The following is a 13321-nucleotide window of genomic DNA, read 5'->3' on the forward strand; positions in this document are numbered from 1 at the left end:
GATTAACCCTCTCTTCATCAAGACGCCGCAGCATGCCCCAACGTAGGCAAGCCCGGCGCGGAACTTGCAAAAACCGTTTCGCATCAGCGAAGCGGCCGATGCGAAGAGAATGCCGGGGAGACTTCCGATCGGGGACCGCGCGTGAACAACCTGCTGCAGACCTTGCGCAATCTCGGGCCCGCCCGCCTCGCGGCGATCGGCGGCGTCGGGCTGCTGCTGATCGGATTCTTCGTCTACCTGACGACCCGCCTGTCCACGCCGGAGATGGAGCTGCTCTACGCCGAACTCCAGCAGACGGAAGCCGCGGCGATCGCCAAGAAGCTGGAGGAGGCGAAGGTCCCCTTCACCGTCGACAAGACGGGCACCAAGATCATGGTTCCGGCCGATCAGGTCGGGCCGATGCGCATGCGCATGGCGGCGCAGGGGCTGCCCTCCGGCGGCTCGGTCGGCTACGAGCTGTTCGACAAGGGCGAAGGCTTCGGCGCCACCAGCTTCATGCAGAACATCAACCACCTGCGCGCGCTGGAAGGCGAGATGGCGCGCACGGTGCAGACGCTGAACGGCGTCCAGCAGGCCCGCGTTCATCTGGTCCTTCCCAAGCGCGAGCTGTTCGCGCGCCAGCAGAACCCGGCCACCGCCAGCGTCTTCCTGAAGCTGCGCCCCGGCGCCCAGCTGAGCCGCGAGAACATCCAGGCGATCCAGCAGCTGATCGCCGCGTCGGTCCCCAACCTGGACCCCAACCGCATCTCCATCGTCGACGACAAGGGCAAGCTGCTGGCCCGCGGCACCGGCAGCGACACCGCCGAAGCGATGATGGCGAGCGCGGAGGAGAAGAAGCAGGCCTACGAGGGCCGGCTTGCCCGCACCATCGAGGATCTGCTGGGCCGCACTCTCGGCTACGGCAAGGTCCGGGCGGAGGTGTCGGCCGACCTCGACTTCGACCGCATCACCACGCAGTCGGAAATCTTCGATCCGGAAAGCCAGGTCGTCCGCTCCACCCAGACGGTGGCCGAATCGAACGAGAGCAGCGACCGCGACCCGCTGGCCCCGGTCACGGTGGACCAGAACCTGCCGACGGCGCAGGCCAGCAGCAGCGCCAGCCCGCTGTCGTCGAACAAGTCGAACCGCAACGAAGAGACGATCAACTACGAGATCACCAAGACCACCAAGTCGCATGTGCGCGAGGCAGGCACCGTCCGCCGCCTGTCGGTCGCCGTGCTGGTGGACGGCACCTACCAGCTCTCCAAGGAGGCGCCGCCGGCCTACCAGCCGCGCAGCGAGCAGGAGATCGAGAGCATCAAGGCGCTGGTGCGGTCCGCCGTGGGGCTGGACGCCGTGCGCGGCGACTCGCTGGAGGTGATCAACCTGCGCTTCTGGTCGCCCGAGGACGACATCCAGAAGCCGGAAGAGCTGTTCATGGGCATGACCAAGGACGACCTGTTCCGCATCGCGGAGATGGTGGTCCTGGGCATCGTCGCCGTCCTGATCATCCTGCTGGTCATCCGCCCCCTGATCTCCCGCGCCTTCGAGAAGGCCGAGATGCAGGAGGAGGATGAGATGGACCGCCTGCTGACCGATCAGGCCGGCATGCCGGCCGCCCTTGCCGCCCCGACCGGCGCGCTGGCCCAGGATCTGGCGCTGGAAGCCGCACAGGCCGACGAGGAGCTGGAGCAGATGATCGACATCAACCGGGTGGAAGGCCGCGTCCGCGCGTCGTCCCTGCGCAAGGTCGGCGAGATCGTCGACAAGCACCCGGAAGAGGCGGTCTCGATCCTGCGCAACTGGCTGTACCAGGAGAGCTGAGCCATGCCGGCCTCCAATTCCATACCGTCTTCTGAGGGAGTGCCGCGGCGATGAGCGTGCGCAAATTCCTCTTCGACGAGTCCTTCGACGTGGACGCCGTGCCCCGCATGACCCATGTGGAGGACGACGATCTGCTACCGGAGGACGAGTTCGCCCTGCCGCCGGAGCCGGAGGAGCCGCCGCCCCCGCCCGCCCCCACCTTCGGGGAAGAGGAGCTGGCCGCCGCCCGCGCCCAGGGCTACGAGGAGGGTCTGGCCGCCGGCAAGTCGGAGGGCACGGCCGCCGGATACGGCAAGGGCTTCACCGACGGCATGGCCGCCGGTCAGAACACCGGGTACGAGCGCGGCAAGGCGGAGATCGAGGCGACGGTGAACAACCGCATCGCCAACGCGCTTTCCCAGATCGCCGACGGGGTGTCCCGCCTGCTGGCGGAGCACGAGGCGGGCAACGCCATGCGTTCCGAACAGCCGGTCCATCTGGCGCTGGCCATCGTTCGCAAGCTGTTGCCCGAATGGGCGCGGCGCGGTGGGATGGCCGAGGTGGAGGCGATGGTCCGCACCTGCCTGACCGACCTGATCGACGAGCCGCGGCTGGTCATCCGGGTGGCGGAGGACACGATGGTGCTGGTGCGCGACCATCTGGACCAGACGGTCGGGTCGCGCGGCTTCGGCGCCAAGCTGATGGTGATCGGCGACCCGTCGATCGCGCCCGGCGGCTGCCGCATCGAATGGGCCGAAGGCGGCGTGGAGCGCGACACCGCCCAGCTGCTTGCCGAGATCGAACGCCGTGCCGCGCACATGCTGGAGGCTCCGGCCCCCGTCTAAGGGGTGACCGGATTGAAGGAGGTCCGAGACCGACATGCCGAGCGACAATTTCTCGCTGAACGACCTGCACGGTGGCGATGGCGACGACTACGCCAGTCCCGGAATCGCCAAGGATCTGGAGGCGGTGTACGACATCCCCGTCCAGATCTCCGCGGTGCTGGGCAAGTCGACCATGCAGGTGGCGCAGTTGCTGAAGCTGGGCCGCGGCGCCGTGGTGGAGCTGGACCGCAAGGTCGGCGAGGCCATCGACATCTACGTCAACAACCGCCTGGTCGCCCGCGGCGAGGTGGTGGTGGTGGAAGACCGGCTTGGCGTGACCATGACGGAAATCATCAAGTCGGACCGGGGCTGATGGCGATTTCGTCCGACAGCGCCGCATCCCGCGCCAAGGCGGCCCAGCCGCAGCCGGCGGCACCCGCCGCCGCCGCTCCGGGGCGGGGCGTGCGGCTGCGCGGCGGGCTGGACGTGGCGACCCTGGTCGGGCTTGCCGCGGCCGGCGCGGTGATCCTGCTGGCGATCACCACCGGCGGTTCGGCGCGCGCCTTCCTCGACCCGCCGTCGCTGCTGATCGTGCTGGGCGGGACGCTGGCGGTCACCACCGCCTCCTTCTCGCTGGGCGACGTGGCGGTGGCGTGGCGGAGCGCGGCGGCGGTGCTGGTCCACCAGACGCTGGACCCCAAGGGCGTGGCGCGGCAGGTGATCCTGCTGGCCGAGGCCGCCCGCCGGGCCGGGCCGGAGACCCTGCGCAACGTCCTGCCGGAACTGCGCGGCGAGCCCTTCCTGCACCGCAGCGTCACCCTGATCACCGAAGGGCATCCGCCCGACACCATCGAGCAGATGCTGACCGGCGAGGTCGAGGCGACCGCGGGCGCCCTGGGCAAGAGCGCCGGCGTGCTGCGCCGCGCGTCGGAAGTGGCGCCGGCCATGGGGCTGATCGGCACGCTGGTCGGTCTCGTGCAGATGCTGGGCAGCCTGAGCGACCCGTCGGCCATCGGGCCGGCGATGGCGCTGGCATTGCTGACGACCTTCTACGGGGCCGTGCTCGGCAACGTCGTCCTCTCCCCGCTCGCCGCCAAGGTGGAGCGGTCGGCGGAGGAGGACGCGCTGGTCAAGACCCTCTTTACCATCGGCGCCGTATCCATCGCGCGCCAGGAGAATCCGCGGCGTCTGGAGATGCTCCTGAACGCCGTCCTGCCGCCTGGAAAGCGGATCCAGTATTTCGACCGGGAAGCCCCGAGAGTGGGAGCGTAAGGCTATGCGTCTGCTGATCGTTGGAACGTTGGAAGGCTACATCACCGCCGCCGGCAAGATCGCCATGAAGCGGGGGGCCAAGGTGTCGCACACCGACAGCATCGAAGGGGCGCTGAACGCCTTGCGCGCCGCCGCCGGTGCCGACTTGGTGATGATCGACGTCAAGCTGGACATCGCCACCTTCATCGACAGCCTGAAGTCGGAGCGGATCACCATCCCGGTGGTCGCCTGCGGCATCGGCACCGATGCGGCCGCCGCCGTGCGCGCCATCCGCGCCGGCGCCAAGGAATATCTGCCGCTGCCGCCGAACGCCGAGCTGATCGCCGCGGTGCTGGAAGCGGTGGCCGAGGAAAGCCATTCCATCGTCTGCAGCGACCCCGCCATGCTGGCGACGCTGCGGCTGGCCGAGCAGGTGGCCCCCAGCGACGCGTCGGTGATGATCACCGGCGAGAGCGGCACCGGCAAGGAGCTGATGGCCCGCTTCATCCACCGCAAGAGCCGGCGGTCGGGCGAGCCCTTCGTCGCGGTCAACTGCGCCGCCATCCCGGAAAACCTGCTGGAATCGGAGCTGTTCGGGCACGAAAAGGGCGCCTTCACCGGCGCCGTGGCCCGGCGTCTCGGCAAGTTCGAGGAGGCCAACAACGGCACCCTGCTGCTGGACGAGCTGTCGGAGATGCATCCCCGCCTGCAGGCCAAGCTGCTGCGCGCCATCCAGGAGAAGGAGATCGACCGCATCGGCTCCAGCCAGCCGGTGAAGGTCAATGTCCGCCTGATCGCCACCTCCAACCGCAACCTGGAGGCGGAGGTCCGCTCCGGCAATTTCCGCGAGGATCTGTATTTCCGCCTGAACGTGTTCAGCGTGGCGATCCCGTCCCTGCGCGAACGCCCGGCCGACATCCCGATGATCGCCGAGCATTTCCTGAAGAAGTACGCGGAGGCCAACGGGCTGGGCGACAAGCGCCTGACCGAGGACGCCCTGCTGATGCTGAAGACCCACCACTGGCGCGGCAACGTGCGCGAGCTGGAAAACACCATGCACCGCGCCGTCCTGCTGTCGCGCGGCGAAGAGGTGGGACCCGAGGCCATCATGCTGACCAGCAAGATGCTGGCGCCGGAGGGCAGCGCCCAGGCCTCCATCCCCGCCGACTCGCCGGTCGCCAACCCCTTCGCCGGTCCCGGCGGCACCGTGCCCGCCGCGCAGCCGCATGCGCCCCAGCCGCCGGTTTCCGCCCCGCCCCTGGTGGTTCCGCCGCCGGGCGCCCTGCCGACCAGCTACGGCCCGCCCAAGGGCGGCAAGGCAGGTCCCTACGGCATGGCCGCCAACAGCGGTGCCGCCGCCGCGGCGAATGCCGGCGGGACCGGTGCCGGCTTGGCGGCGCTGATCGGCCGCACGGTGGCCGACGTGGAGCGCGACCTGATCCTGGAGACTCTGACCCACTGCCTGGGCAACCGCACCCATGCCGCCAACATCCTGGGCATCTCGATCCGCACGCTGCGCAACAAGCTGAAGCAGTACGGCGATGAGGGCCGCAGCGTGCCCTCGCCGGGCAACGACGAACGGGCGACGGCCTGACGGCCGGTCCGGCACCGGGCCCTGAGCGGCGGGAGCATCCATGGCGCTGACGGAACAGAATGGCGGAGGCGGCGGCAGGGGCGGCGGTCCCGGCAACATGGCCGCCTTCGGCGAGATGTGGGCGGTCACCAAGGCGTCGCTGAAGCGCGGCGACGTGGCGATGGCCATCGGCATCCTGATCGTCGTGGTCGGGCTGATCATGCCGCTGCCCAGCGTCATGCTCGACATGATGCTGGGGCTGAACATCACCATCTCCATCCTGATCCTGATGGTGGTGCTGTTCATCGAGAAGCCGCTGGAGCTGTCGTCCTACCCGACGATCCTGCTGATCACCACGCTTCTGCGCCTGTCCTTGAACATGGCCTCCACGCGCCTGATCCTGACGCAGGGGCATGAGGGCACGTCGGCCGCCGGCCATGTGATCGAGGCCTTCGCCAGCTTGGTCATGGGCGGCGATTTCGTCATCGGCGTGATCATCTACGCCATCCTGACGATCGTGAACTTCAAGGTCATCACCGCCGGTTCGGGCCGCATCGCCGAAGTGGCGGCGCGCTTCACCCTCGACGCCATGCCCGGCAAGCAGATGGCCATCGACGCCGACCTGTCGGCCGGCATGATCGACGAAGGCACGGCACGTGCGCGGCGCAAGGAGCTGGAGGACGAAAGCGCCTTCTTCGGCTCCATGGACGGTGCGTCGAAGTTCGTCAAGGGCGACGCGGTCGCCGGCCTGATGATCATGTTCATCAACATCATCGGCGGCGTCACCATCGCGGTGCTGCGCCACGACATGCCGGTGATGCAGGCGCTCGACACCTTCACCAAGCTGACCATCGGCGACGGCCTCGTCTCCCAGATCCCGGCGCTGGTGATCTCGATCTCCGCCGGCTTCCTGGTGTCGAAGGCCGGCATGGGCGGCTCCACCGACAAGGCGGTGGTGGGGCAGTTGACCGGCCACAGCCAGGCGCTGGCCCTGTCGGCCGGCGCCATCGGCGTGCTGGCCCTGCTGCCGGGCATGCCGATCCTGACGCTGGCCCCGGTCATCGCCGCCGTCGGCGCCGCCGCCTGGTACATGCCGCGCCTGCGCGCGAAGAAGGAGGCGGAGGAGGCCGCCGCGGCGGAGGAGGCAGCGGCCGGCGCAGGACCGGGCGGCATGCCCGGAGCAGGGCCGGTACCGGACGAGCCGATCTCCACAGCGCTCGCCATCGACCTGATCCGGCTGGAGCTTGGCTACGGCCTCTTGTCGCTGATCAACCAGCCGCAGGCGGGAAGCCACCGGCTGACCGACCAGATCAAGGGCCTGCGCCGGCAGATCGCCGGCGAGGTCGGCTTCGTCATGCCGGCCGTGCGCATCCAGGACAACCTGCAGCTTCCGCCCAACACCTACATCATCCGCGTGAAGGAGATCGAGGCCGGGCGCGGCGACATCAGGCCCAACATGCTTCTGGTGATGGACCCGCGCGGCGACGCCATGAGCCTGCCCGGCGAGCAGACGGTGGAGCCGACCTTCGGCCTGCCCGCCATCTGGATCGAGCCCGGCTACCGCGAGGAGGCTCTGTTCAAGGGATACACCGTGGTCGACCCGTCGACCGTGGTCACCACCCATCTGACCGAGCTGATCAAGGACAACATGCAGGAGCTGCTGTCCTTCACCGAGACGCAGAAGCTGCTGGACGAGACCGACAAGGAACACCAGAAGCTGATCGCCGACGTGGTGCCGAATCAGATCACTGTGGGCGGATTGCAACGGGTGTTGCAGAATCTCCTTGCCGAACGCGTTTCGATCCGGGATCTTCCCACCATATTGGAAGGGGTATCCGAAGCGACCAGCCAGACCCGCAGCATCACCCAGATCACCGAGCATGTGCGGTCCCGCCTTGCCCGGCAGATCTGCGACGCGAACACGAACGAGATGGGCTTCATCCCGCTCGTCACCCTGTCGCCCGAATGGGAGCAGGCGTTCGCCGAGTCGCTGGTGGGCGACGGCGACGACCGGCAGCTGACGATGGCCCCGTCCCGCCTGCAGCAGTTCATCACCTCCGTCCGCCAAACCTTCGAGCGACATGCCATGATGGGCGAGAGCCCCGTTCTGTTGACCAGCCCGCTGATCCGGCCGTTCGTCCGCTCCATCGTGGAGCGGTTCCGGCCGGCTACCGTGGTCATGTCCCAGAACGAGATCCACCCGAAGGCCCGCATCAAGACCCTGGGGCAGATCTGATGGTGCGCGCCGTTCTCTCCCCCCTGCCTGACGGAAGGCACCGCCGATGCGGCTGAAGTCCTTCCACGCCAAGACCATGTCCGACGCCATGCGGATGGTGCGCCAGTCGCTGGGCGACGACGCCATCATCGTCGCAACGCGCGAGGAGGAAGGCGGCGGCGTGCGCGTCACGGCGGCGGTGGAAGAGGACGACCTGCCGGCCGCCCCCGTTTCCGGCGGTGTGCGCGGCGGTCGCGCCAAGGCCCCGCCGAAGCCGGTCGAACCCGAGATCGACGTGGGCGAGGTGGTGGCCGACGCCCTGCAGCGCCACGGCGTCCCCGCCACCCTGGCCGAACAGCTGATCGACGCCGCGTCGGGCCTCGACACCGAGGATCCGCGGCTGGCGCTGGGCTCGGCGCTCGATTCCTATTTCACCTTCAATCCGCTGCCGGACGGCCGCAGCCCGGTGAAGCCGCTGGCGCTGGTCGGGCCGCCGGGATCGGGCAAGACGCTGGTCGCGGCCAAGCTGGCGGCCCGCGCCGTCTTCAAGAAGCGGTCGGTCGGCGTCATCACCACCGACACGGTGCGCGCCGGCGGCGTCGACCAGCTGGCCGCCTTCACCCGGTTGATGAAGCTGAAGCTGGCGACGGTGGAGGACCCCGACGCGCTGGCCGGCGCCTTCGAAGTACACCGCAAGACCGACCTCGTTCTGGTCGACACCGCCGGCCGCAACCCCTTCGACGCCGTAGACATGCAGGATCTCCGCGCCCTGCTCGGCGCCGGGGAGGTGGAACCGGTGCTGGTCCTGCCCGCCGGGCTGGACGCGCTGGAGGCCGCCGACATGGCGCTGGCCTTCAAGGCGGTCGGCGTGCGGCGGATGCTGGTCACCCGGCTGGACATGGCCCGCCGGCTGGGCAGCCTGCTTGCGATCGCCGCCCGCGCCCGGCTGTCCTTCTGCGACGCCAGCGTGTCGTCCAAGGTGGCGGAAGGGCTGACCGCCCTGAACCCGCTGGCGCTCGCCCGCATGATGATCCCGGCCGAGGAGAAGGCGCCCGCCGCCAAGGAGTCGGCACCGCGCCGCACCGCCCGCACCGCGGACTGGGAAGAGGAAGACGACGGGCAGCCGGATCATGAGCCGGACCATACGCCCGTGCGCAAGCCGACCTTCGGGCGGGCCTATGAGCCGGAGGACGACGAGCCGGAGATCGAGCCGGCGCCGCCACCCCCGCCACCACGCAGGGCCGCCGCCGCCAAGCCAACGAAACCCGCAACCGCAAAATCCGCAACCAAGGCAAAAGCCTCCAGTTCCCCCTCGTCGAGGACCCTGCCATGACCGATCCGGTGTTCCCGGCCGCCCTCAAGAACGTTCGCCCGCTGCGCGGCGCCAACGTCATCGCCGTGGCCAGCGGGAAGGGCGGCGTCGGCAAGACGTGGTTCTCCATCACGCTCAGCCACGCCCTCACCAAGGCGGGAATGAACACCCTGCTGTTCGACGGCGACCTCGGCCTCGCCAACGTCGACATCCAACTGGGCTTTTCTCCCAAGAACGATTTGGGCGCCGTCATCAACGGCGAGGTGACGCTGGCCAAGGCGGCGCAGCGCTTCCCCGACACCGGGTTCGACATCATCGCCGGCCGGTCGGGATCGGGCACGCTGGCGCAGTTGCCGAGCCAACGCCTGTCGGGCCTGCGCAACGACCTGCTGGAACTGGCCAAGGGCTATGACCGGGTGGTGATGGACATGGGCGCCGGCGTCGACCGCACGGTGCGCACCCTGTCGGGGCCGGCCGGCACCACGCTGGTGGTGACGACGGACGAGCCGACCTCGCTGACCGACGCCTATGCCTTCATCAAGCTGACCCATGCCACCAACCCGTCGGCCGACCTGCGGATCGTCGTGAACATGGCGCAGAGCGTGAAGGACGGCGAACGCACCTACGGCACCATCCTGAAGGCCTGCCAGAACTTCCTGAAATACAAGCCGGCGCTGGCGGGCATCATCCGCCGAGACCTGAAGGTGCGCGACGCCATCCGCAACCAGACCCCGCTGCTGACCCGCTCGCCCGCCTGCGACGCGGCGCGCGACGTCGAGGCGATCGTGCAGCGGCTGCTGGCCAGTTCCAAGTAGCGGAACCGATGGGCGGGGCGCTCCCACCATCGGTCACGCCCGCTGCCGCCACCGCCGTGGCGGCTCCCGCCACGCCCGCACCCGTCACGACCGAGGCCACGGTCGTCAGGCTGCCCGAACGGCTGCCGGAGGTGACCCGCCCGGTGGTGCTGACCGGCACCGTCGCCGGCCAGACGCCGGAAGGCCTGACCCGCGTGCGCACGTCGGCAGGCGAACTGCTGCTCGACAGCAAGGCGGAGCTGCCGCCCGACAAGCCGGTCACCGTCCAGATCACCCCCGGCACCGGCACACCGACGCCCACCGCACCGGCGACAGTCACAGCCAAGCCCACCGCGCTGATCCTGCTGCAGGCGCTGGGCACCCCAACCGGGACGGGGGCAGCCGGAACGGGGGCGGCCGGGACGACGGCAGCCACGCCCGCGGGCAGCCCGGCGCCCGGAAATGCCGCGACTCCCGCCGTCCTGCTGCCGACCCCCACCCCGACCACGGTGCCCGCCCTGCCGCCCCTGCTGCCCGGCACGGTGGTGCCGGCGCTGGTGATCGCCGGCGGATCGGGCGCCAAGCCAACGCCGGCGGCGCCGGCCGGCGGCGCCGCACCCCAGCCGCCTCCCCCCTCCCCAACCGGCGCCAACCCGGTCGGACCGGCCAAGCCCGAGGCTGCAGCACCCGCCACACCGGCACCCGCCCCCCCATCCATGCCGGCACCGCCGATGGCCGGGGGAAGTGCAACCTTCGGCACGCCGGTCCAGCTGGGCGGCGATGCGGCGCACCCCGGCGCGGGAACCCCGGCAAAGCCTGACCAGCCGTCCGGCAGTGCCGCCGGCACACCTGCCGAGCCGCCCGATCTGCCGCGCGGCGCCACGGTGGCGTTGAGGATCCTGACCGTCACCCCGCCTCCGCAACAGCCGCGCCCGCCCGGCGACTCTGACGCCGGTGGACGGACCGGGCAGGGCGGAAGCCAGACCGGCAGTAGCCAGGCTGGCAGTAGCCCGGCTGGGAGCCAGGCCGGCGGCCAATCCTCTCCGGAAGCGGCGGATCCCAACCCTCCGCCCGACACCCCCGTCCTGCGCGGCACGGTCGCCGGCAGCACGCCGCAGGGTCAGCCGATTCTGGCGACCAAACAGGGCATGCTGGCCCTCAACGTCGCGGCCAGCCTGCCGCCGGGCGCCAAGGTCACCGCGGCTCTCACCGACCTCGCCCAGGCGACCCAGGCGGCGGCCCCCACCCTGCCCGGCCCGCCGGGGCCGGTCGGCGAGCGCGACTGGCCGGCGATGCGGCAGCTGATGGCGACATTGGCGGCGTCCGACCCGGCGTTGGCGAAGTCGATGCTGGCGACCATGCCTCAGCCGAACCGCAAGCTGACCGCGGCGCTGGGCTTCTTCCTGGCGGCGATGCGCGGCGGCGATGCCCGGGGCTGGCTCGGCGATGATGCCTCCTCCGCGCTGGACAAGGCCGGGCGGCGCGACCTGCTGGAGCGGCTGGACAAGGATTTCGAGGGGTTGCGCCGCGAGGCCGCGGAACCGCTGCCGGGAGATTGGCGCAGCTACACCATCCCGCTGATGGATTCGACCGGCCCGAAGCCGATCAAGCTGCATGTCCATCCCCTGAAGGAGGACGAGGAGGGCGACGGCAGGCCGCGCGGCAAGCCCGGCAGCCGTTTCCTCATCGATCTGGATCTCAGCCGCTTCGGGCCGATGCAGTTGGACGGTCTGATCCGGCCGAACCATTTCGACCTGATCCTGCGTAGCCACGCCGCCCTGCCGCCGGAGCTGCGGGTGGAACTGATCCAGGTCTTCGCCGACAGCGTGCGGGCGGTGGGCTACAGCGGCGGGCTGTCCTTCCAGTCCGGCGCCCGCAGCTGGGTGAAGCTGACCCGCGCCGGGCAGGCCGGACTTGGAGTTTCCGCATGAGGCGCGAGCGCCTGACCACCCGCCCCTCCCCCGACGCCCGCCACGACTATCTGGTGGAGCTGCGCGGCGAGCCGATGGCCGGCACGCGCCTGACCCTGCGTCTGGTGCCCGACCGGCTGGTGCCGGACCCGGCCTCCGTCGCCGCCTATCTGGCGGAATTCGCCGGCTTCGCGGACGGGCTAGAGGCGCTGGCGCTCGCCATTCTCGATGACCTCAACAACGAGCTGGTGCCGCGCTGGGTCGAGGTGGTGCTGGAACGCGACACGCCCCTGCCCCACCGCGTGGTGATCGAGGACCGGCAGCCGAACTGGGACAATCCGCAACTGATGGGGCGGCTGCGGCGGATTTGAGGAAGCCGGTCTATTCCTCCCTCATCCGCACGTCTTTCCGAGCAGGAGCAGTCCCCTCTCCCCCGGGGAGAGGGTTAGGGTGAGGGGGTCGCGCGGCGGCCCCCCTGCAAAAGTCCAGCATGTGCATCCCCCTCACCCCGACCCTCTCCCTGGGGGGGGAGAGGGGGATTGGTCAATCCGAAGGCGGTGGCGGCACCTCGTCGCTTCCCTCCGTGCGGTCGCGGTAGAGGGCGGCGCGGGCCAGCAGCATCAGGGTGATCGGCGTGGTGACCACCATCAAGGCGGTGATCAGCAGTTCGTGGATGATCGCCCGCGATTCCAGGACGGAGAAGAACAGCATCGAGGCCAGCAGGATGCAGCCGATGCCCAGCGTCGAGCCCAACGTCGGAGCGTGGACGCGCTGATAGAAGCTGTCGAAGCGCAGCAGACCGACCGTCCCGATCAGCGTCAGGACGGCGCCGGTCAGCAGCAGCACTGCGGTCAGGACCGCCGCCCAGGCGGGAATTTCGGCCAGATGGGTCATTCGATCACCTCCCCGCGCATCAGGAACTTCGCCAGCGCCGCCGTCGACACGAATCCCAGCAGGGCGATGATCAGCGCCGCTTCGAAATACAGGATGCTGCCGGTGCGGATGCCGAAGGTCAGCAGCAGCATGGTCGCCGTGACATAGAGGGTGTCCATTCCCAGCACGCGGTCCTGAGCCCGCGGCCCGCGCAGCACCCGGAAGGTCGCGAAGGCCATGGCGATCACCAGCAGGATCTGGGTCAGAAGGATCGTTCCCATCAGAAGTTTGACGATCATTCGAACAGCTCCATCAACCGTGTCTCGTACCGCCCCTTGATGGTCTCGATCCACACCTGCTCGTCCACGAGATCGAGGATGTGCAGGAGGATGGTGTTCCGCGTCCGGTCATAGGCGACCCACACCGTGCCGGGGGTGGCGGTGACGATGCAGGCCAGCGTCGCCAGCCCATAAGGTGCCCGGAGGTCGAGCGGAATGCGCACGAAGCCCGAAACCCGGCCGCCTTTGCCCGGCCGCAGGATGATCCGGGCGACGGCGATGTTGGAGCGCACGATGTCCTCCAGCACCAGCAGCAGGAGCGACACGGCGGCCCGCGGCCGACGGAGCCGTCCGCCCGGAAGGCCGAGCGTGTTCAGCGTCGCGGCGGTCACAAGCGACAGCACGCCGCCGAGGATGATCGTGCCCGGAGCCACGCTTTCGTTCAGCAGCAGCCAGACCCCCAGCAGGGTCGCGGTCATCATGGGGTAGGGAAGCCATCGGCTCATCGA

13 protein-coding genes are annotated in these 13321 nt (G+C 69.6%); 10 read left to right on the top strand and 3 right to left on the bottom strand.

Annotated elements, in window-relative coordinates; genetic code table 11:
* The first annotated feature begins 141 nt into the window (after nt 1-141).
* From fliF to VD964_RS13665, 10 genes are read left to right on the top strand one after another with little or no spacing between them, the layout of a single operon-like run.
* Entirely contained in the window at nt 142-1803 is a 1662-nt protein-coding gene (fliF, locus tag VD964_RS13620) for a flagellar basal-body MS-ring/collar protein FliF (protein ID WP_324869114.1), read from the top strand.
* Between the two features lie 50 nt (nt 1804-1853).
* On the top strand, nt 1854-2627 hold the full coding sequence (locus tag VD964_RS13625) for a FliH/SctL family protein (RefSeq protein WP_324869115.1): 774 nt from the start codon (nt 1854-1856) through the stop codon (nt 2625-2627).
* A 34-nt stretch (nt 2628-2661) separates the two neighbouring features.
* Nucleotides 2662-2979, top strand: coding sequence for a flagellar motor switch protein FliN (gene fliN, locus VD964_RS13630; RefSeq protein WP_111069733.1), 318 nt, complete (start codon nt 2662-2664; stop codon nt 2977-2979).
* Nucleotides 2979-3878, top strand: a complete 900-nt coding sequence (locus tag VD964_RS13635) for a motility protein A (RefSeq protein WP_324869116.1) — start codon at nt 2979-2981, stop codon at nt 3876-3878. The genes fliN and VD964_RS13635 overlap by 1 nt, the downstream gene beginning before the upstream one ends.
* 4 nt (nt 3879-3882) lie before the next feature.
* The gene (locus tag VD964_RS13640; RefSeq protein WP_324869117.1) at nt 3883-5451 is read left to right on the top strand and encodes a sigma-54 dependent transcriptional regulator; all 1569 of its coding nucleotides are present in this window, start codon (nt 3883-3885) and stop codon (nt 5449-5451) included.
* A 40-nt stretch (nt 5452-5491) separates the two neighbouring features.
* Nucleotides 5492-7666, top strand: a complete 2175-nt coding sequence (flhA, locus tag VD964_RS13645; RefSeq protein ID WP_324869118.1) for a flagellar biosynthesis protein FlhA — start codon at nt 5492-5494, stop codon at nt 7664-7666.
* Nucleotides 7667-7712: 46 nt separating this feature from the next.
* On the top strand, nt 7713-8978 hold the full coding sequence (locus VD964_RS13650) for a GTPase (RefSeq protein WP_324869119.1): 1266 nt from the start codon (nt 7713-7715) through the stop codon (nt 8976-8978).
* Nucleotides 8975-9772 carry a MinD/ParA family protein gene (locus tag VD964_RS13655; protein ID WP_324869120.1) on the top strand — a complete coding sequence of 266 codons (798 nt, stop codon included), beginning with the start codon at nt 8975-8977 and terminating at the stop codon, nt 9770-9772. Before VD964_RS13650 ends, VD964_RS13655 begins: the two co-directional genes overlap by 4 nt.
* Before the next feature lie 8 nt (nt 9773-9780).
* Entirely contained in the window at nt 9781-11682 is a 1902-nt protein-coding gene (locus VD964_RS13660) for a hypothetical protein (RefSeq protein WP_324869121.1), read from the top strand.
* A complete protein-coding gene (locus VD964_RS13665) occupies nt 11679-12032 on the top strand; it encodes a hypothetical protein (protein ID WP_324869122.1) in 354 nt (117 codons plus the stop codon). The genes VD964_RS13660 and VD964_RS13665 overlap by 4 nt, the downstream gene beginning before the upstream one ends.
* A 172-nt stretch (nt 12033-12204) precedes the next feature.
* Here VD964_RS13665 and mnhG read toward each other — a convergent pair whose 3' ends face one another.
* From mnhG to VD964_RS13680, 3 genes are read right to left on the bottom strand one after another with little or no spacing between them, the layout of a single operon-like run.
* Nucleotides 12205-12555 (bottom strand): monovalent cation/H(+) antiporter subunit G, encoded by a 351-nt coding sequence (gene mnhG / locus VD964_RS13670; protein WP_149224326.1) that lies wholly within the window; start codon nt 12553-12555, stop codon nt 12205-12207.
* Entirely contained in the window at nt 12552-12833 is a 282-nt protein-coding gene (locus VD964_RS13675) for a K+/H+ antiporter subunit F (protein ID WP_324869123.1), read from the bottom strand. Before VD964_RS13675 ends, mnhG begins: the two co-directional genes overlap by 4 nt.
* On the bottom strand, nt 12830-13318 hold the full coding sequence (locus tag VD964_RS13680; protein WP_324869124.1) for a Na+/H+ antiporter subunit E: 489 nt from the start codon (nt 13316-13318) through the stop codon (nt 12830-12832). The genes VD964_RS13675 and VD964_RS13680 overlap by 4 nt, the downstream gene beginning before the upstream one ends.
* Nucleotides 13319-13321 lie beyond the last annotated feature (3 nt).

The organism is Azospirillum sp., assembly GCF_035628975.1.
Taxonomy (GTDB): Bacteria; Pseudomonadota; Alphaproteobacteria; order Azospirillales; family Azospirillaceae; genus Azospirillum.

What these genes read in the sequence shown, in the direction of transcription:
- VD964_RS13625 (WP_324869115.1), top strand. Translation starts at nt 1,854, where the DNA reads ATGAGCGTGCGCAAATTCCTCTTCGACGAGTCCTTCGACGTGGACGCC.
- fliN (WP_111069733.1), top strand. Translation starts at nt 2,662, where the DNA reads ATGCCGAGCGACAATTTCTCGCTGAACGACCTGCACGGTGGCGATGGC.
- VD964_RS13635 (WP_324869116.1), top strand. Translation starts at nt 2,979, where the DNA reads ATGGCGATTTCGTCCGACAGCGCCGCATCCCGCGCCAAGGCGGCCCAG.
- VD964_RS13640 (WP_324869117.1), top strand. Translation starts at nt 3,883, where the DNA reads ATGCGTCTGCTGATCGTTGGAACGTTGGAAGGCTACATCACCGCCGCC.
- flhA (WP_324869118.1), top strand. Translation starts at nt 5,492, where the DNA reads ATGGCGCTGACGGAACAGAATGGCGGAGGCGGCGGCAGGGGCGGCGGT.
- VD964_RS13650 (WP_324869119.1), top strand. Translation starts at nt 7,713, where the DNA reads ATGCGGCTGAAGTCCTTCCACGCCAAGACCATGTCCGACGCCATGCGG.
- VD964_RS13655 (WP_324869120.1), top strand. Translation starts at nt 8,975, where the DNA reads ATGACCGATCCGGTGTTCCCGGCCGCCCTCAAGAACGTTCGCCCGCTG.
- VD964_RS13660 (WP_324869121.1), top strand. Translation starts at nt 9,781, where the DNA reads ATGGGCGGGGCGCTCCCACCATCGGTCACGCCCGCTGCCGCCACCGCC.
- VD964_RS13665 (WP_324869122.1), top strand. Translation starts at nt 11,679, where the DNA reads ATGAGGCGCGAGCGCCTGACCACCCGCCCCTCCCCCGACGCCCGCCAC.
- mnhG (WP_149224326.1), bottom strand. Translation starts at nt 12,555, where the DNA reads ATGACCCATCTGGCCGAAATTCCCGCCTGGGCGGCGGTCCTGACCGCA.
- VD964_RS13675 (WP_324869123.1), bottom strand. Translation starts at nt 12,833, where the DNA reads ATGATCGTCAAACTTCTGATGGGAACGATCCTTCTGACCCAGATCCTG.
- VD964_RS13680 (WP_324869124.1), bottom strand. Translation starts at nt 13,318, where the DNA reads ATGAGCCGATGGCTTCCCTACCCCATGATGACCGCGACCCTGCTGGGG.